Here is a 17,445-nt window from a genome sequence, read left to right on the forward strand (position 1 = left end):
GTCGATCCAGTCCCAATCGACCTTGCCGGCAAGCTGAACCAGCTCGTGCTTCATATTGATGATCTGGTCCAGCCTGGCCCGGAACAGATCGCCCGATTCCGTCGTCCTGTGCTTCTTCGGTCGCATCGCCACCTCCGATGCGACGACGGAATCATGACTGGCGATTCGACGGAATCCTGAAAATGAAATTGCAAGGTTCCGATGCCCCAAGCATCAAAACCCTGCAATCGCAAAACAGCCCACAAAGACAAATGCGATTCTAGCTCAATCGCTTAGCCGCTCTTCACGGACGACTTGTTAGTATTGTCCCAGTAGCCGAGGGCTATTTTAAGGGCCACTTCACCCTGGCTGAGGCATTGCCGAAGAAGAATACATGGTCGAGGCCAGGAGGCGAGTTTCAAAAGCTGCGCCGCGACCTTCTCGGCAGGATCGTGGTGTGGCCAGCGAAGATGATCCATTGGTCACGACCTACCAGGATGAGATTGCATCTATAATACGGCGCCAATCTGCGTTGTGAAGATAAGCCCCCTCACCACGCATCACCTTTGTCATCTTGTCTTGAAGCGCGTGTTGCGTAAATGGGTGCCAGATCGGTGTATCCCTCCGGTGAGGCTTTCAATTACCCACAAATTCTCCTCCGACCATGACATCTAGCGCTATGTCGGTGAGACGTGACAGCCCGCGCCACATGACGGTATTGCCAGGCGGCGGATCGCTGGCGCGGGCGAGATAACCGCCGAGCCCGGGCGACCTTGATCAGATAGTACGACAGCGTTTTCCGTCTTGCTTTTGGTCTGTCGTTCACGAGGCGATCGAGCACGCCGATTTCAGTCGCGGTCAGCGCGAGGGTTGGCGGCGCGTCTGGAGCCGAACGTTTGAGCATCGTCATCCAAAAGACCCGCCAACTCAGGATGCAAAAGAGCGAGATCAGATTGGTCAGACGCTGGGCGGTCCTGAGCTTTGACTCCTCAGCTTTGCAGCCTGATTTGAGGATCTTGTGGAACACCTTGATCTTCCATCTCAAAGATACCATTCGAGCTTCTCAATGGCCTCGGTGCGGGAGCTAACAGGCAGATTTGTGGGATCGCCGTTGTTGTTCCGACGTTGATGCGATCCAGTCCTTCGGCAACCTCGTCCATTTCGTCGGCGATCGTGTGATTTCCATCCCCGGCCAAACGGTCAACGCATGTCCTAATCACGAAGTGCGTTCCAGCTTCCCGGACCGCGCAGAACAGCTCATACTGTCGCTCTCGCAATCACCGACATGGATGCATCGTCCCGGATCGCCCAGCAGCTCTGTGGATTGACGGACATTGTCCCGCCACCGAATGCTCTCCTTCTTCTCGATGGGAACGCGCGTCGGATTGATCTTCTTCTTAAGCGCGGCAGTCCCCTTGAATTTCTTCCGGGTCCAGAATTTGACCGCCGTCATTCCAAGCGGCAGCCCTTCGCTTATCCCGCCAGGCTCGAGTGCATCATGATGCAGCAAACCGTGTGCGACCTCAGGCGGCCTGCCTTCTCGCGCCCGCTGTTTATGCTCTTGGTGATCCCGATCGCGTCTGAGTTCTCTCTTTGATAACTGAACTCGGTCGTATCGTGGAGCACTAGATTAGGCCCGTCGGTGGCAATCGTGCGCTCACGCGTTGATTGAAATGGCCGGCCAGAATGTCCGCCTCACTGACCCGGTCGTTGGAGAAAAAACGATACGCGGCCTTGGTGTTAGCCCAGTTCTGGCACACCAGCGGAATGCTTTCTCCCATGGCGCTTCCGATCTGCGCTACCAGTTTGCGGAGCCGCTTATTCAGGCGCTCGTCGGCAAGGTTGCAGCCAGCGAGCTCGCGATCAAACCATGCGTCGGCTTCTTCGTCCATTGGCACCGCCCCCTGCGAATCGGTACCAGACAAGGAATCACGGTCGATTCCTGCGATGCAATAGTTTGGTGCGCTCCCTCAGCCCTCTCGGCTAAATGTGAGTAATTGAAAGCTACGCCGGATGCTTACGGGAAAGTCTAGCGTTGCCGAAAACCTAGGAGCGGGGGAGCCCCCATCGCCCCCTTTTTGAGTGTGAGTATTCCAAGAGAACGTGTGATCTCATAATCGGCTCTTTCGCCAGTCTCAGGTGCAGATCACCGTAACGAACTGAGAGTTGCCCGACTTGCAAATACGCCCGAATCTAAGCTGAAGCTTGCGCTGGGCATGAGCTGAAAGTTGAGTCATTGCGCGAAGTTAGGCGCGAAGACGTTTTTGGTTTGTGTCCATCTAAGGGATTCCCAAAGCGGTTGGCTGTGATTCGATTCGGCAATGTTCATCGAGACGGTGCCGAACCGGGATTCGCCGCCCGCGGTGTTGCTTCGCGAGAGCTATCGCGACGAGCATGGCCACGCACAAGCGGCCCTTGGCCAATCTGAGCAAGCTGCCTGCTGATGTGATTGACGGGCTGAAGCCCTTCTCAAGGGCGGGACGGTGATCGGCACGGGCGAGCTGGAGATGGAGCGCGCGTTGCCCCATGGTCATATCGCGGTGGCGCTGGCGATGATCCGCAAGAGCGCGCTGGATCGGCTGATCTTGAGCACGGCGAAGGACGCTGCGTCGCGGCGTTATTGTGATCTTGTCGTCGCCATGATCGTCGACCGCTTGATTGCGCCGCGCTCGAAGCTCGGCTTTGTGCGCGCGGTGGATCAGGAAAGCGCGATCTCGAGCTTGGGCGCGGTTTTTTCCCTGGGCAAGGTCAAGGAGCGCGAGGCCTACGAGGCGCTGGATTGGCTCTGGGAGCGCCAGACCCGGATCGAGAGCGGCCTGGCACGACGACATCTCGAAGGCGGCGTTCTGGTGCTCTATGACGTGACCTCGTGGTATTTTGAGCGGCGCTGTGCGCTACGGTCACAGCCGCGATCATCGGCGGGACCGGCCGCAAATCGTGTATGGGTTGCTCTGCACACGCAAGGGATTGCCCATCGCGGTGGAGGCGTTCGACGGCAACACGGCCGATCCCTCGAAGCTGCGGGCACAGGTCGAGAAGGTGAAGGACCGGTTTGGCATCAGCCGCATGGCGCTGGTTGGCGACCGTGGCATGATCACCTCGGCGCGCATCCGCGACAATCTGCGGCCTGCCGGCCTGGATTGGATCACCTGTCTGCGGACACCGGCGATAAAGGCGCTGGCGCAGGACGACGGGCCGCTGCAACTGTCGCTGTTTGACGAGCGCGATCTTGCCGAAATCAGCGCCCCGGACCTGTTCCCGGGCGAGCGACTGATCGACTGCCGCAATCGGGATCTCGCAGCCGAACGGGCGCGCAAGCGCGAAGAACTGTTGGTCGCCACCGAACGCGAGCTTGCCCGCCTGCAAGAGCAGGTCGGCCGAAGGCACTCGCGCCTCAAGAGCAGCGCCGAGATCGGCATGGCGGTCGGCGCGGTGCTTAATAGCGGATTCCGATTTATTCCGGCCGGGTATTCCGACTTGAGCCGGCCACCGTTCCGATTTGAAGCCGGCCACGATTCCGAATGAAATCGGCCGGCATTCCCATTGAAGCCGGCTGGAGATTTGGAAGTCGGCGTTTTCGTTTGGGTCAGTCCCTCAGGAATCAAGTCCCTCGCTGATCAATGAGGGGAAGCGGATGCCGACCAAGAGAGAACCGACAATGCGAAAGATACGACAGATGCTTCGGCTTGCCCGTGATGGGGTGAGCGCCCGGGAGATCGGGCGCACGCTCGGTGTGGCGCGCAGCACCATCCGGGACAATCTCAAGCGTGCCTCGACTGCCGGGCTGGCATGGCCTTTGGCGGGCGATCTGACCGATGCCGTTCTTGAACAACGTCTGTTTGCCCATGCCGGCCTCAGGCGCGGCTTCCGCCGGCGCCGGATTGGGCCTCGCTGGCGTGTGAGCTGAAGCGGCCAGGCGTCAATCTGATGGTGCTGTGGGAGGAGTACCGGGCGGTCCACCCGGAAGGATATGGCTACAGCCGGTTCTGCGATTTATTCGGGAATTCGAGCGGCGGCTGTCTCCGACGATGCGGCAGGCCCATCCGGCCGGTGACAAGGTCTTTGTCGATTACTCCGGCAAGAAGATCATGATCGTTGATCGCCAAACTGGGGTTGTGCGCGACGCGGAGATCTTCGTCGCCGTGCTTGGGGGCCTCGAATTACACCTACGCCGAAGCGAGCTGGACGTAGACACTTCCGGACTGGATCGAGCCCCATGTCCCGACTTCCGGTTCTTTGGCGAGGTGCCCCGCCTCGTCGTCCCTGACAATCTGAAGTCCGGCGTGCACCGGGCTTCGTTCTATGACCCTGAAATCAATCGCAGCTACGGGATGATGGCGTCCCATTACGGCGTTGGCATTCTCCGGACACGTCCAAGAAAGCCCCGGGATAAGGCAAAAGTGGAAGCCGGAGTGCGTTTTGCCCAGACCTATATCCTCGGGCGGCTTCGCCGGCAGACCTTCTTCTCCCTGGCCGAGGCGAACGCGGCAATCACCGCCGCGCTGGAGCGCATCAACGCCCACGTCATGCGCCGGATCGGCGTCAGTCGCCGACAATTGTTCGAGACCGTCGAGAGGCCCGTCCTTGCGCCGTTGCCGGATGCCGACTATCAGTTCGCGGAATGGCTGTTCAAGGATATTGATCGTGAACGCTCCGAGCTGATCGCGGCCCGCGCGGTTGCGGCCCGCGCGCTGACCTACAAGAGCATCGCCTCCATCTACGCCAACAAGCTCGAACGCAGTTCTCGCGATACCGAGGACGCGATCATCGAACATCCCAATCTGCGCGGCCCCGGTTACTTCCATTGAAAGGATTATCCAGCATGCTCACCCATCCCACCCTCGACCTGCTGCATAGCCTCGGTCTCCACGGTATGGCCAAAGGCTTCAAGGACCGAGATGCCCAGTCCGAAGCGCGCAGCCTCGAACACGCCGAATGGCTGGCGTTGCTCCTGGAACACGAGAAAGCGCTGCGCCAGCAAAAGCGGTTCGAAAGCAGAGCTCGAGCCGCCAAGCTGCGTCATGCCGCCTGCGTCGAGGATGTCGATTACCGCGCTATCCGCGGCCTCGACCGCGCGCTCTTTCTAAAACTCGCCGCCGGCGACTGGATCCGGGCACGACATAATCTCCTCGTTACCGGGCCGTGCGGCGTCGGCAAGAGCCGGCTCGCTTGCGCCCTTGGCAACAAGGCTTGCCGAGACGACTTCTCAGTTGCCTACCATCGTGTGCCGCGTCTCTTCGCCGCCCTCGCACTTGGCCGCGTCGACGGCCGTTACACCAAGATGCTGCGGGCGATCGCACGACTTGATTTGCTGATCCTGGACGACTGGGGACCAGAACCTCTCGACGCCGACCAGCGCCGTGATTTGCTCGAAATCGTCGAGGATCGATACAATCCCGCTCGATTACGTCACCAGCCAGCTGCCCGTCGATCGCTGGTACGAAATCATCGGAAACCCCACCATCGCCGACGCGTTCTCGATCGCCTCGTCCACAATGCCTACCGCATCGAACTCAAGGGAGAGAGAAAGCAGAAGCAAGCCGCTCAAGATCAACCGGTCTTTTGACCTTCCCACCCCTCGACGACATCATGAAATTCACCCATGCGAACGACGCCACGGTTGGCCGGCTTCAGATCGGAATACCCGGCCGGCTTCGAATTGGAATGCATGGCCGGCTTCGTCGGAATCCGCAGCTTAATCGAAAGAAGATGGCCAAACACTTCGACGTCGAGGTGGCCGACGGCTATCTCTCCTGGCCGTCGCGCGGGATCAATGATTCAAGACCGATTGCAGGAATGAGCGCGTGCGTTCGAATTCTGGGTTGGTAAAAATTTTCTCAGGAGTGCCCTGCTCCACGATGCGGCCCCGATCGAAAACGCAGATGGGATCGGACACCTCGCGAGCGAAACGCATCTCCTGCGTGACGATCAGCAGCGTGACCTGCATATCGTTGGCGATCCCTCGGACCACGTCGAGAAACTTCTCCGGCGAGCTCGGCGTCCAGGGCGGAGCTGATTTCATCCAGGAGGAGAATCTCGGGCTTCATGACCAAAGCCCGCGCGATCGCGATGCGCTGCTGCTGACCTCCGGAAAGCTGGGCGGGATAGGCACCTACTTTCTCCTCAAGGGCCACCATCCGAAGGTATTTCAGCGCACTCTCCTCGGCCTCCTCCTCGGGCTGTCTCAGTACGGTCGTCGGCGCCAGGATCAGGTTCTGCATCACGGTCAGATGCGGAAAAAGATTGAACTGCTGGAATACCATGCCGCAGCGCCGCCGAATTCGCGCTTCTTCCGCGGCGGCAATGGGGTTGCCGTTGGCAGTGAAGACGATGCTTTCGCCGAATATCCTGATATCATCGCCAGTTGGCTTCCAAGTGTCATCGCGAGGCGCAATACCGTCGTCTTGCCCGAGCCGCTCGGACCGATCAGCGTCACTTTCTCACCAGCCCCCACTTAAAGATCGAGATCAATCAGCACGGGGGCTCACCAAAGGACTTGGATACCTAGACATGCTCGGCCTTTGTTTTCGAAAGAATGTAAATGAAGGGCAAGTTGATCAGAAGGAAGATGCAGCCTGCAAGAGTGTACGGCTCGAGAAATCGGAACGACCTATCTGCCTCCGTTTGAGCCTGGCCGATCAGCACCGGGACTCCGATTGCAAATAGAAAAGCTGTCGCACGGAACATACCGACGACGTAATTGAGCAAAGCGGGCGCGGATCGCGTGACCATCAACCGGATAAGAACGCGCGGCCATGTCACCAATCGGCTCGGGCTGAGTGCCACACAGGCGTCGCGCAATTCTGGTGGAACCACGATCAGGCCGCCTGCCACTGTACACCTCAGAGGAGTACGTGGCGTAGACGATGCCGTATACGCCGATGCCGATGGCCAATCCCGAAATGGTCAGCTCCAATTCGGGCAGGACATAGAAGCCCATGTAGAGCAACACCAGAATCGGGACACCACGGAAGATTTCGAGCCAGAATCGCACAAATGGCCGGTCCATATGTCGTGCTCACACTTTCCAGGACGGCCAGCAACAGTCCCAGCGAAAGCGCAATCGCCGAACTGGCGAGCGTTACAATTACCGTATACCAGACGCCCAGCAGAAGCTCGAGCAGGATCTTGAATGCGTAGTTCCAATCCCAGGTCATGTGGTACCTACGGCGAGTGTGTTCGCACGCCGCGCGGACTTGCTTTTGGCGTGTGCGACTCGCAACGCGCGGTTGAGCGGTAGCACCCATTCCAGTGCACGGAAGGCAAATGCACAAACCAGACAGAGAACCCAATATGTTGCGGCAAGCAGGAGGAAGATACACCCCCTCCGCAGTGGGGATGTAGGTGATATCGGCAAGCCAGATCCGGTTCGGGGCTTCCACTGTGAAGTCGCGCGCGATCAGGTTCAGCGCGATCGGCAGGTCGTGATGGCTGTCGGTGGTGCGTACACGGCACTAGCGAGGCAACGCGGCTTCAAGGTGCCAACTTTTCGCGGGGCCAACGCCATTGCCGTCGCTGAGCAGGCGATGATGTTCGTGCTTGCTCTCGCGAAGAAGACTCTCGTGAAGCACGAGTCGGCGACGGAGAATCACAGGCTCTTTCCCTTGTTTGCCGATGAGCATCGGGGAGCCATGCTAAGTGGCAGCACGATGGAGGTGATCGATGTCGGAAGCATCGGAAGTCACATCGCCAAACATGCGAAGGCATTCGGCATGCGGGTTCTTGGGGTACGCCGCAACAAGGACCGACAGGATCCAAATGTCGATTCGATGCACGGGATGGATGAATTGCACGCGGTACTTGCGCAGTGTGAATTCGTAGTTCTCGCGGCCCCAAAACTCCGCAGACTACCTGGTTGTTTGGCAAGGCTGAACTCGCCGCGATGAAGCCGTCCGCCTTCTTGGTGAACATTGTGCGGGGAAAGCTGATTCAGGAGAAGCCGCTCCACGAGGCAACACACGTCCGGACGCTTGCGCGGCTTCGGCGCGGATGTCTGGCCGAGATACGAGTTCGGCAGAACCTTTCCGGTTAGCTACGTACCGCGCCTCCAGATCCAGAAGCTTCCGAATGTCATCGGCTCCGGCGACCAGCGCACAACGTGGATGGCATGCTCGAGCGGTACATCCAGTGGGGTTACCGAGAATCTGGCGCAGTTCGCGACTGGGAAGCCACTCATACGCGAGGTGAATCTAGACATGGGCTACTAACGAAGCCGGCGCGGCCCACTTCGCCGGCCGCGCCGATGCCCGCGAGGCATTCAAGGCTCCAGCGCGCAATCACTTGCGCGAGGCACAGCAATCGTCCGCATAGCTTAAGCGCCCGAAAACTGCACAATGAACGGCGCGTTCATGGTCCACAGTGGCTTCATTGTGCAGTCGCGTTGTAATCGGATCGACGCCCCCCTCGATGGCCCATCGGCGGCGACAGCTTCCGCGTTTGTGGAGAAGTGGTTCGACTGATGTATCGCCTGGCGAGATAGTGATCATAAACAAACTCCGCAATCAGAACGGCGAGGCTGTGCGTCAGCTCATTCGGCTTCGGCGATCGCGCTTGTACCCGCCCAAATACTTACCCGAGCTGAGTCCCATTGAACAGGTTTTTGCCAAACTTGCCAAGCTCAAGCACTTCCTCCGAGGATCCGCCCCCAACCGCCGATGCTATTTGGCTCGTTGTCGGCGATAGCTCTTCACGCTTACGAATTTGACAAGGGCCCGTGCTCAATAACCAGCCGACTATGGCGCACCTTGCACCAAAGTCGTCCCCGACAACTGAAGAATTAAAGACCGGCTCTCCTATTGCTGGGCTGACGTGGAGACGTTCGAGTGCAACGAGGCACGGGTTCGACCACTCTAAGAAATTAACAGGGTTAGTTGGGGTGCGAAGGCGTACGAACACCACTTCGTCCGTAAGCCTGCTACAACTACAAGCGGTCACGCCACAAGCAACGCCGAAAAACCTCTGCACCATGAGCGCGTGCACAGCCACGTTGCTCAAGCGCGCCGCGCCGTGGAGAGGCGGCGCACGTAATTAATGGTGCCTGAAAACTCGAGTGCACCGTTAGCTGCAGCCTCGAACGCGGCATAGACTTGTTCAGCATGGGCGCCGAGCGGCGTCACCGCCCCCTTTGCCGCGGCTTCGGCCTGGGCCAGGCAGAGATCCTTGAGCATAAGGGCCGTGGCAAAGCCTGGTTTGTAGTCGTTGTTGGCTGGTGAGGGCGGCACGGGTCCAGGAACTGGACAGTAGCTCGTCAGGGACCAGCACTGGCCCGATGACGTAGACGCGACATCAAACAGCGCTTGATAGGACAGGTCTAGCTTCTCAGCGAGCGGAAGGCTTCACATATGCCAATCACGGAAATACCGAAGATCATGTTGTTGCAGATCTTCGCCGCTTGCCCTGAGCCGGCGCCTCCGCAATGCACGATTTTTTTGCACATGCTCTCTAGGCTCTGTTGTTCTTCACCGGGAATGGATGAGGGCGGTTGCGAGGTAGATCATTGCTTCGAAGCTGCTGTCTGTCTTGTCGGATCGCATTGCTATGCGTTTGAATTCCTTCAGCTTGCCGAAGAAATTTTCGATCAGGTGGCGCCATTTGTAAATGTCCTTGTCGATATCGAGAGGCTGGGCGCGCCTTTGATGTTGCGAGATGACGATCTTCGCCTTGCGTTCGTTCAGCTCTTCGATGATCCAGTTGGAATCAAAAGCTTTGTCGGCGATCAAGCCGCCGAATTCGACATCTTTGATCAGAGGTGCGACGCCGACGGTGTCAAAGCGATGGCCGGGGAGCAGGACGAACCGCACTAAGTTTCCAAGCGCGTCGGTCAGCGCGAGGATTTTGGTGGTCCAGCCGCCCTTCGACTTACCGATGGCCTGATTTCTGGTCCCCCTTTTGCTCCCTGCGCGTGACGATGGACTTTGACGATTGTCGCATCGACCATGGCAAACTCCATGTCTGGATCATCCGACACAACATCGAAAATCCGCTTGAAAACGCCGGCCTTCACCCAATCACGATAGCGCTTGAACACCGTATTCCAGTTGCCGAACGTCGGCGGCAGATCTCTCCATGGGCTGCCTCTGCGTGCGATCCAAAGCACAGCCTCAAGAAACAATCGGTTGTCACCCCCTATGCGGCCCGGATCGGTCGGCTTGCCCAAACAGAGCGGCTGCATCTTCGCCCACTGGGCGTTCGTCAAAACGAATCGGTGCATCCAAAACTCCTTTCGGAGCTTGAATCACGGACGTTCCAATCTGTGAATCTGAATCTCAACAGAGCCTAGGACAGGTTTCGCCACGGCGAATGATTCGGCGGCCGCCCCGCCACACATGAACGTCAAGCTTGCCGCCTTCGCCCCGCCCACACCACCAGACACAGGCGAATCAATCGACGGCAAGCCTGCGCTCCTAGCAAGTCCATGGGCCGCGCAAGCACTATCCACGTCGATCGTAGAGCAATCAATCATCAGAGTACCCCGTAATGCGGCTGGCACTATGTCGCTCCAAACCGACACTACATGCTTGCCAGCGGGCAGGATGGTGATGACGACGTTCGCCCCTTGACGGCCTCGACGGCGGAGGCAGCAACATGTGCGCCGCTCGCTCGTGCCGAGTCGCAGGAGGCTGGTAACAGGTCAAACCCGATTACTTCATGACCCGCCTTGATCAGGTTCGTGGCCATCGGGTTACCCATGTTGCCTAGACCGATGAACGCAATGATGGTCATGACGCTATCCTGTTGCTACCAGTAACTTAGACATCCGACAGTTTACGCGAAAACGCGGCCGAGCGCGTCATCGATGGCCTGGCTAATGCAATCGATCTCATTCTCCGACACGATGAGCGGAGGCGCCAGGCAGAGCGTCGTATTCAAACCGGGCAGAGCTCTGTTAATCGCACCGATCAGCACACCGTTCTCGCGGCAAACGGCAACGACCCGCTGTGTCTGTGCCTCTGTCACAGGGATCTTACTGACGCGATTCTGGACAAGCTCGACACCTTGAAGCAGGCCGACGCCGCGGACGTCGCCGATGACCTCGTGCTTGGCCTTCAGCGCTTCGAGCTTGCGGCGCAGACGCTCGCCCATTCTGACGGTATTCTCGAGTAACGCCTCGCGCTCGATGATGTTCATGTTTTCGATCGCGGCGATCGGACCGGCCGTGCAGCCGCCGAACGTCGAGACGTCACGGAAATAGCTCAACGGGTCGGACGGATCGTCCTTGAACAGATCGAAGACTCGATTGGTTGTTGCGACGCAGGAGATCGCGGCATAGCCCGAAGCGAGGCCCTTTGCCATGGTAACGAAGTCTGGCTTGATGCCGAAATGCTGATAGCCGAACCACCTGCCTGTTCGGCCAATACCGCACACCACCTCGTCGATATGCAGAAGGATATCGTATTTCCGGCAAATTTCCTGGACACGGGGCCAATAACCCGCCGGAGGCACAATAATGCCTCCCCCCGCCGTGATCGGCTCAAGACATAGCGCGCCTACCGTGTCGGAACCTTCGCGGAGGATCACCTCCTCGATCGCGTCAGCTGCGCGTATGCCATAGTTCTCCACATTCCACTGCTTCCGATACTCCAAGCAGTGCGGCACTTGAACGAAGCCTTCCGGAAGAGGCCCGTATTGCATTGCTCGTTCTGGCTGACCGCCAGCAGCAAGTGCAGCGAGCGAGGAGCCGTGATAATCGCGCTCCCGGAACAGGATCTTGGACTTTCGCCCTCGGTGATGGCGTGCCGAAATCTGGCGCACCATTTTGAACACCTTCTCGTTCGCCTCGGTCCCTGAATTGATGTAGTAGACACGATCAAGTCCCGGCATTTTGGATAACAGTCGCTCAGCAAAGACCGCGCCGGGAATAGTGCCAGCGGTGCCCGCAAAGAAGTTGAGCCTGACGAGCTGATCGCGCACAGCGTTAGCTATGGTGTCGCGCCCATAGCCGACGTTTACTGTCCAGATGCCGCCCGACACCGCATCGAGGCATTGGCGGCCCTGTGCATCCCAAACTCTCATACCTTTACCCTCGACAATCATAAACGGTTCGGACGTTTCTAGGGGTTTATGCTGAAGCAGATGATGCCAGACGTGGTTCCGGTCGAGCTCTGTCGCTGAAGATAGCTCGTTGGGGTTGGAGACAGATGTCATTGCTGCTTCCTTGCCTATGCGGAGAAAACGTTCTTCGCAATGATCGTTGCGAATAATGAGTGGATTACGAAGTGATACCGTTCGAGTACATCCCTATAGACCGCATCCATCACGAGCGACACCTTGCAACTCGTTCAGGTGTCATGTTGTTTGACGCTGGCATGCTCATGGCGGCGTCTAATGCAGTGGCGCCGGGGGAGATGACGATCTCCTCCCGTTGGACCGACGTCCAGGTTAAGGCGCTGCCGTAAAACGACCACTGCTTCCGGGCTGACTGACCTTTCCGGTTAAACTGCTTCATTCACTGCGACTGAAGCGTTGCGGAAATGCGTGGCGTCCATAAGCGGCAACGGATCGAGAATGGCGCTGGGCTCAAATTCCATCTGATCCAAGATATCCGAGCGCACGTCGACGCCCGGCGCCACCTCGCTCAACACGATTCCGTTCGGCGTTGCCTTGAATACCGCTCGCTCTGTGACCAGAAGCGCTTCTTGCTGCTGGCTTCGAATACCATCCGCGACACGGTAGGTGACGGACTCGACCTCCTTTACAAATTTCCGCACTTTCCCTTCCTGGAAGATCTTTAGTTTGCCATCTATGCACTCCGTCTTGAGCCCCGCTGTCGTGAACGTACCGGCAAAAACAAGGCGCCCGGCATTTTGGGCGATGTCGATAAAGCCTCCGGCGCCTGGATTTGCCGCGCCAAACTTTGAGACGTTCACCACGCCAGCTTGGTCGAACTGAGCGAATGACAATGCTGCAAACCGACAAAGGCCACCGTCGATGGCGTCAAACTGATACAGACCATCCAGAAGAGCGTCGGGATTGATGTTGGCGGAAAACTGCCACCCAGGCATTACGATGCCACCGTAGGCTCCGTGCTCAGTTGTAAATTGATAGTGCTTGATAGCCCCGTCATCGAACAAACCTTGTTCCGCCATGACCAACGGTACATCGGTTGCCGCGCCGAAGCCAAAGATGCATAGCTCGTTCTTCCGTACTTCCTTGGCCACTCTGTTTGCGATGATCCTATCGGCAGATAATGCCGGATACGGCAGTTCAAATAGTTCCATTTTGCGGCCCGAGAAATAAGCAGGCTCGTAGGGCACATCCGTCGTCATCATCATCTGCTCATCGACAACCACGTGGTCAACGAAGATGCCGGGGATCTTTACGTCTGACGCCTTACGCGAGCAGCTATCAACGATACGGCGCACCTGTGCAATTACCCGTCCTCTGGACGCTTTTGCAGCGAGCACCAAAGCCAGATTCGATGTCAGTAGCGGCTCGTCTTCCCACGACAGATTCCCTTCGTGGTCAGCGCTCGACGCACGAACAATGGCGACGTCAATTGGCCAGGATCGGTAGAATAGGTACTCCTGGCCATTGATCTCGATCAACTGTACCAGATCCTCAGTCGCTTTGCTGGTGAAGCGACCGCCTCCAAGACGCGGATCTGCATACGTCCCAATGCCAACGCGCGTGAAATACCCTGGGCTTTTTCTCGCTACTTCCCGTAGCCAATGCATGGACGCGCCAATCGGCCATGAATACGCTTCAAGGGCGTTTTCACGGATAAGACGCATAAGTTCCGGTCGCTTGCCGGTCTTGGGATCGAGGGGATTAATGTAGGAGCCCGATACAATCCGCTTCATGAGCCCTTCCTGGGCCACATGATCCATACCTTTGATACTCATCGCGTCGCCAGTACCGCAGGGGAAATAGAAGGTTAGGTCTCTGGGGGCCCCCGTTTTCCGGAACCGATCGCCCAACGCCTTGAGGACCGCATCCGGTGTTACCCAACCAATGACGCCGGCGCTGGCGACGGTCGCGCGGGTGCCAATCAATGAAACCGCAGTGTTGGCATCTACAATCTTGCTCATGCTTTTGCCGCGAATCGAGCCAGAGTTGCCTGCGAAGCCTCTGAGCGAGCGTCGTCCGCAAAGATGCGACCGGCCTCAGCGTCAAGGCGCTCGCAATCTGGAACAATAAACTGCTGAAAGTACCGCTTGGTGGAGCGAGCAGAGCCACGAGGAAGAGCCGCCAGTCGCTCGGCTGTACGAATCGCCGTTTCCCGCGCTCGGCCGGGTTCACAAAGTTGTTCGACGAGCCCAAGGCGGAATGCCTCGACGCCATCAACCTCATAAATGCCCCAGGTAAGCAGCCGGGCACGAGCTGGACCCACCTTGGCGATAACTGGAATCAGCCCCCAAGGCGGAAGCCATCCATTTCTTACTTCAGGCATCTTCCATTTGACGTTGGCCGCGCTGATGATCACATCACAAGCGAGTGCCAGACCAAATCCGCCTCCAAGCGCATAACCCTCGACAGCAGCAACCACTGGCGCACCAAGCATCGGGATTTCTCGGACTACTCGCGCAGTGACGGCCTCGTGCTCGCACATGTCCTCGACCGAAAGCCCGCCGAGTTCCTTGAGGTCGCTCCCAGCGCAGAAGGCCGGTTCGCAACCGGTAAGAACGATGGCGTTAATCTCTTCGTTGCGATCGCATTGCCGGAGAGCCGCAGACAGAGCTCGCACACTCTCCGTGCCGAGCGCGTTGCGCCGCTCAGGTTTATTCATGGTGAGCACAGCGACCGCAGCGTGTTGCTCTATGATGATCTGTCCCGACATTTGCTCTTTACCTTACTGAAGCCTCGCGCCGTCCCGATTAAGGACTTGCCTTAGATCTGCACCGGATATTGTTCTCGGGGAGATACGATTTGTAACGGCTATCGCCGCGGCGTGGCCTACTGCATGACCGTAAGCAAAGCACTGCGCGGTTACTCGCGCCGAGGCGACCGCCTCATGCTCTGCAGACAAACATCTACCCGCTGCAAGAATGTTTTCGCCGGCAGCTGGTACGAAGCATCTGTATGGCACTTCGTAAAAGTCGTCCAAGAGCCATTCGACTTTAGGCCTTGCGCCAGAGTGAAGTTCAATTGGCCACGCCGAGCGCGCGATGCCCTCAGCCGTCTTTCGTCCACCTACAATGTCGCTATTGGTTAATTTTTCGACGCCTACAATTTGGCGGGTTTGGCGGACGCCTACCTGGGCACCTGTATCATTTACAAATGCGCGCTCGCAACCAATCAAGTTGTCGCGGAAGAAGCGAGCGTATTCCCGCATCTGTAGACGTCCCTCGATCTCTGCTTCGGCGAAGTCACGCCAGAACAGCGTGTTCAGTTCCCGGCCATCCCCTCCAGTTATGCGCGTGCAGTTGCAAAGCAGCTCCCCTGGCCGGGTGGTCCGGAACAGCCAGATCTTGGTGCGCGGAAGCTTGTATCTACCTGAGGCATTTGCGGCGATGATTTGCTCGCCTATTTCAGGAGGCATAATCGTGTCGTCGCCGTAAGCGCGGACAAACGCGTCGGTATCGACCCCGAGCATGCGGAAGATCATAGTCGGGTTTTGGACCCGCCCATGATCTCCGATAACGTCAGGCAGACCGGCCATGGCGATAAGGTCGGCATCGCCCGATGCATCAACGGTTAATTTGGCGCGGACATCCAGCGGTCCTTCCTTGGTCCAGAGACGAGCCCCGCCGAAAGCTTCGGTACCTTCGAGAAGAGCCTGCGTCGCGACCGCATGGTACAGAGCCGTGACACCGGCTTCTTTCAGGAGAAAATCCGCCGCCTCTCTCCACACCAACGGATCGTGTACGCGCGTGCGAGTCTTCCCGTAACGCACCGGCTCCGCCAAGCCGCCGCGCACCTCAAGCACGCGTGCGAACTCGTCCGCAAAGCCGAAAACGATCTGCGTTGGACGACGGCTGTCGCTCTCGGTCGCTTCGTATAACCCGCAAATCGTGCCGGAAAGCCCAGCGACGGCGCCACCTCCACAGAAGCCATACCGCTCAACTAATACGACATTAAGCCCTGCCCGTGCCGCAGTTGTCGCGGCGGCTACTCCGGCAGCGCCCGCGCCCACGATCACGACATCGCAATCGAGTGCGGCGACTTTGCGCTGGTCGCGCGCCGTGATGGCCATCAGGTGGGTCTCCCAGTAGTCGACAGTTGATATGTCAGTTGTCGAAAACCTCGCTATCAATTTTCAAATAGCCTGTCAACGTTGTAATGTCGCCGCGATCGAGGCCAGCTGTGATGAAGGTCTCCAGGAGGCATTCCCGACCTACCTCGAGTGGTTCAAGAGACGTGGGCGCCGCCCCGGAGAATGCGCAATGAAGGACGGTACCGTGGGGAATGGCAAAAGACGGCACGCCGATCGAGTTCACGATCCGATGGCCACGAACAAAGTGCGGGCGGACGAAGGTGACGACGTTCTACTGTCGGAAATGGCGTATGTGCGCATCGAGAACATGATCGTCACCGGTGCGCTCCGCCCGAATTCAATGATTTCCGAGAACGAACTAAGCAAAGAGCTCGGTTGCGGTCGCGCGCCGGTTCGTGAGGCGCTGCAGCGGCTGCGTTCCATCGGGTTTGTCGAGGTACTGCCGCGGCGCGGCGCGCTGGTCACCCCAGTTGACGTACGCACCCAACTCGAACTGCTGGAGGTTAGACGGCCTCTCGAGGAACTAATGGTGCGATCCGCAGCTAGGCGGGCGTCAGCCGAGGAGCGCGTACAGATGAAGCTGTTGGCTGATCAGCTCGACGAGGCGGTTCGCACCGAAGACAAACGAAGATATTTCGATATAAACCGCCGAACCCACCTGATTGAAGCCGAAGCCGCCAACAATCGCGTGCTCATGAACTCCATCGCCGTCATTCACAGTCTGTCGCGGCGATTTTGGTATGCGCTGATCACCGACACGAAGAGCTTCTCTGAGGCTGCGGTGTGGCACATGCGGGTTTTGAGAGCCATCGCGGATGGTAACGCAGAAGAAGCTGCCTTCAGTGCGCGAAAGTTGATCGACTTCCTTGAAGCGGTGACCCGAGCCACGATCGAAGATCCCGTGGCGATTGGATTTTAAATGTATGGCCTGTGGCCTGGAGAGGTGCTCCGGGCGCCGCAATGTAGCCTCCCTAAATGATCACTGTTTGCGGCCCAGGAGGTGAGGATGTCACCCGCGACCTAGACGACCGATTCCGTGAACTTGGCAGTGATGGAACGGTACGTTCGTTCGTGGATTCCTCGTTTGCGATTGACTGAACGAGGAGTTTCACCATGGCAGGACGGCGGCAAGCGGTCGAGTTGGCGATGACCGATGAGGAGATTGAAACGTTGACGGCTCTTTCGCGGTCGAGGACCGAACCGGCACGCCGGGTGTCGCGGGCCGCGATGCTGCTTGCCTACCGTGAGAACCCGTCGTTCTTTGCGGTAGGTCAAAGACTTGGCGCCCATCATCAGACGGTCCAGCGCTGCGT

16 protein-coding genes and 8 pseudogenes are annotated in these 17,445 nt (G+C 58.2%); 8 read left to right on the plus strand and 16 right to left on the minus strand.

The genetic code is table 11. From position 1 onward, the window contains the following. Nucleotides 1-302: 302 nt before the first annotated feature. From H1B27_RS41340 to H1B27_RS40620, 4 genes and pseudogenes are all read right to left on the minus strand, one after another. Nucleotides 303-552: pseudogene (locus H1B27_RS41340) on the minus strand (adenosylmethionine--8-amino-7-oxononanoate transaminase); the annotation flags it as partial. A gap of 416 nt (nt 553-968) precedes the next feature. Then, nucleotides 969-1,139 (minus strand): hypothetical protein, encoded by a 171-nt coding sequence (locus H1B27_RS40610; protein WP_246516022.1) that lies wholly within the window; start codon nt 1,137-1,139, stop codon nt 969-971. Between the two features lie 56 nt (nt 1,140-1,195). Continuing rightward, the gene (locus H1B27_RS40615; protein WP_246516024.1) at nt 1,196-1,489 is read right to left on the minus strand and encodes a hypothetical protein; all 294 of its coding nucleotides are present in this window, start codon (nt 1,487-1,489) and stop codon (nt 1,196-1,198) included. Between the two features lie 115 nt (nt 1,490-1,604). Then, entirely contained in the window at nt 1,605-1,871 is a 267-nt protein-coding gene (locus tag H1B27_RS40620; protein WP_246516026.1) for an IS4/Tn5 family transposase DNA-binding protein, read from the minus strand. A gap of 429 nt (nt 1,872-2,300) precedes the next feature. Between H1B27_RS40620 and H1B27_RS41410 the strand changes: the two are divergent. The 5 genes and pseudogenes from H1B27_RS41410 to H1B27_RS40630 form a co-directional block, all read left to right on the plus strand. Next, nucleotides 2,301-3,423, plus strand: a pseudogene (locus H1B27_RS41410) (IS1634 family transposase); the annotation flags it as partial. A 232-nt stretch (nt 3,424-3,655) separates the two neighbouring features. Further along, nucleotides 3,656-3,886, plus strand: a complete 231-nt coding sequence (locus H1B27_RS40625) for a helix-turn-helix domain-containing protein (RefSeq protein WP_246516028.1) — start codon at nt 3,656-3,658, stop codon at nt 3,884-3,886. A gap of 121 nt (nt 3,887-4,007) precedes the next feature. Beyond that, complete coding sequence (locus tag H1B27_RS38180) at nt 4,008-4,787, plus strand: hypothetical protein (protein ID WP_246516030.1); 780 nt, start codon at nt 4,008-4,010, stop codon at nt 4,785-4,787. A gap of 14 nt (nt 4,788-4,801) precedes the next feature. After that, nucleotides 4,802-5,545 carry an ATP-binding protein gene (locus H1B27_RS38185; protein WP_246516032.1) on the plus strand — a complete coding sequence of 248 codons (744 nt, stop codon included), beginning with the start codon at nt 4,802-4,804 and terminating at the stop codon, nt 5,543-5,545. Nucleotides 5,546-5,568: 23 nt separating this feature from the next. After that, nucleotides 5,569-5,808, plus strand: a complete 240-nt coding sequence (locus H1B27_RS40630; RefSeq protein ID WP_246516034.1) for a hypothetical protein — start codon at nt 5,569-5,571, stop codon at nt 5,806-5,808. On the opposite strand, the gene H1B27_RS40635 is transcribed toward H1B27_RS40630, so the two are convergent. The 5 genes and pseudogenes from H1B27_RS40635 to H1B27_RS38200 form a co-directional block, all read right to left on the minus strand. Next, nucleotides 5,750-5,926, minus strand: coding sequence for an ATP-binding cassette domain-containing protein (locus tag H1B27_RS40635; RefSeq protein ID WP_246516037.1), 177 nt, complete (start codon nt 5,924-5,926; stop codon nt 5,750-5,752). The genes H1B27_RS40630 and H1B27_RS40635 overlap by 59 nt on opposite strands. 127 nt (nt 5,927-6,053) lie before the next feature. Beyond that, nucleotides 6,054-6,242: pseudogene (locus H1B27_RS40640) on the minus strand (ATP-binding cassette domain-containing protein); the annotation flags it as partial. Further along, nucleotides 6,206-6,415: a hypothetical protein gene (locus H1B27_RS40930; RefSeq protein ID WP_283817055.1), complete on the minus strand. Its 210-nt coding sequence runs from the start codon at nt 6,413-6,415 to the stop codon at nt 6,206-6,208. The pseudogene H1B27_RS40640 and the gene H1B27_RS40930, both read right to left, overlap by 37 nt. A gap of 68 nt (nt 6,416-6,483) precedes the next feature. Continuing rightward, nucleotides 6,484-6,813, minus strand: a complete 330-nt coding sequence (locus tag H1B27_RS38195; RefSeq protein ID WP_197969579.1) for an ABC transporter permease family protein — start codon at nt 6,811-6,813, stop codon at nt 6,484-6,486. A gap of 488 nt (nt 6,814-7,301) precedes the next feature. Continuing rightward, a pseudogene (locus H1B27_RS38200) lies at nt 7,302-7,427 on the minus strand (IS3 family transposase); the annotation flags it as partial. Between the two features lie 81 nt (nt 7,428-7,508). On the opposite strand from H1B27_RS38200, the pseudogene H1B27_RS40650 reads away from it, so the two are divergent. Next, a pseudogene (locus tag H1B27_RS40650) lies at nt 7,509-8,011 on the plus strand (NAD(P)-dependent oxidoreductase). 958 nt (nt 8,012-8,969) lie between these two features. Here the strand turns inward: H1B27_RS40650 and H1B27_RS38210 are convergent. The 7 genes and pseudogenes from H1B27_RS38210 to H1B27_RS38240 form a co-directional block, all read right to left on the minus strand. Continuing rightward, nucleotides 8,970-9,424, minus strand: a pseudogene (locus H1B27_RS38210) (NAD-binding protein); the annotation flags it as partial. Nucleotides 9,425-9,437: 13 nt separating this feature from the next. Beyond that, nucleotides 9,438-10,189, minus strand: a protein-coding gene (locus tag H1B27_RS38215; RefSeq protein WP_197969580.1) for an IS5 family transposase whose coding sequence is annotated in 2 segments (ribosomal slippage) — nt 9,438-9,853 and nt 9,853-10,189 — 753 coding nt in all. Because the reading frame shifts where the segments join, the coding sequence is not laid out codon by codon here. A 66-nt stretch (nt 10,190-10,255) separates the two neighbouring features. Then, nucleotides 10,256-10,701 (minus strand): annotated as a pseudogene (locus H1B27_RS38220) (NAD(P)-binding domain-containing protein); the annotation flags it as partial. Nucleotides 10,702-10,743: 42 nt separating this feature from the next. Next, nucleotides 10,744-12,123 (minus strand): aminotransferase family protein, encoded by a 1,380-nt coding sequence (locus H1B27_RS38225; protein WP_197969581.1) that lies wholly within the window; start codon nt 12,121-12,123, stop codon nt 10,744-10,746. A 287-nt stretch (nt 12,124-12,410) separates the two neighbouring features. Further along, the gene (locus H1B27_RS38230) at nt 12,411-14,006 is read right to left on the minus strand and encodes an acyl CoA:acetate/3-ketoacid CoA transferase (protein WP_197969582.1); all 1,596 of its coding nucleotides are present in this window, start codon (nt 14,004-14,006) and stop codon (nt 12,411-12,413) included. Continuing rightward, entirely contained in the window at nt 14,003-14,755 is a 753-nt protein-coding gene (locus tag H1B27_RS38235) for an enoyl-CoA hydratase/isomerase family protein (protein ID WP_197969583.1), read from the minus strand. The genes H1B27_RS38230 and H1B27_RS38235 overlap by 4 nt, the downstream gene beginning before the upstream one ends. 12 nt (nt 14,756-14,767) lie before the next feature. Next, complete coding sequence (locus H1B27_RS38240) at nt 14,768-16,111, minus strand: FAD-dependent oxidoreductase (protein ID WP_197969584.1); 1,344 nt, start codon at nt 16,109-16,111, stop codon at nt 14,768-14,770. A gap of 190 nt (nt 16,112-16,301) precedes the next feature. Here H1B27_RS38240 and H1B27_RS38245 point away from each other — a divergent pair, with 190 nt between their 5' ends. Then, nucleotides 16,302-17,051, plus strand: coding sequence for a GntR family transcriptional regulator (locus tag H1B27_RS38245; protein ID WP_197969585.1), 750 nt, complete (start codon nt 16,302-16,304; stop codon nt 17,049-17,051). A 194-nt stretch (nt 17,052-17,245) separates the two neighbouring features. Continuing rightward, nucleotides 17,246-17,445 (plus strand): annotated as a pseudogene (locus H1B27_RS39865) (IS630 family transposase); the annotation flags it as partial.

Source organism: Bradyrhizobium diversitatis, assembly GCF_016031635.1.
Lineage (GTDB): Bacteria > Pseudomonadota > Alphaproteobacteria > Rhizobiales > Xanthobacteraceae > Bradyrhizobium > Bradyrhizobium diversitatis.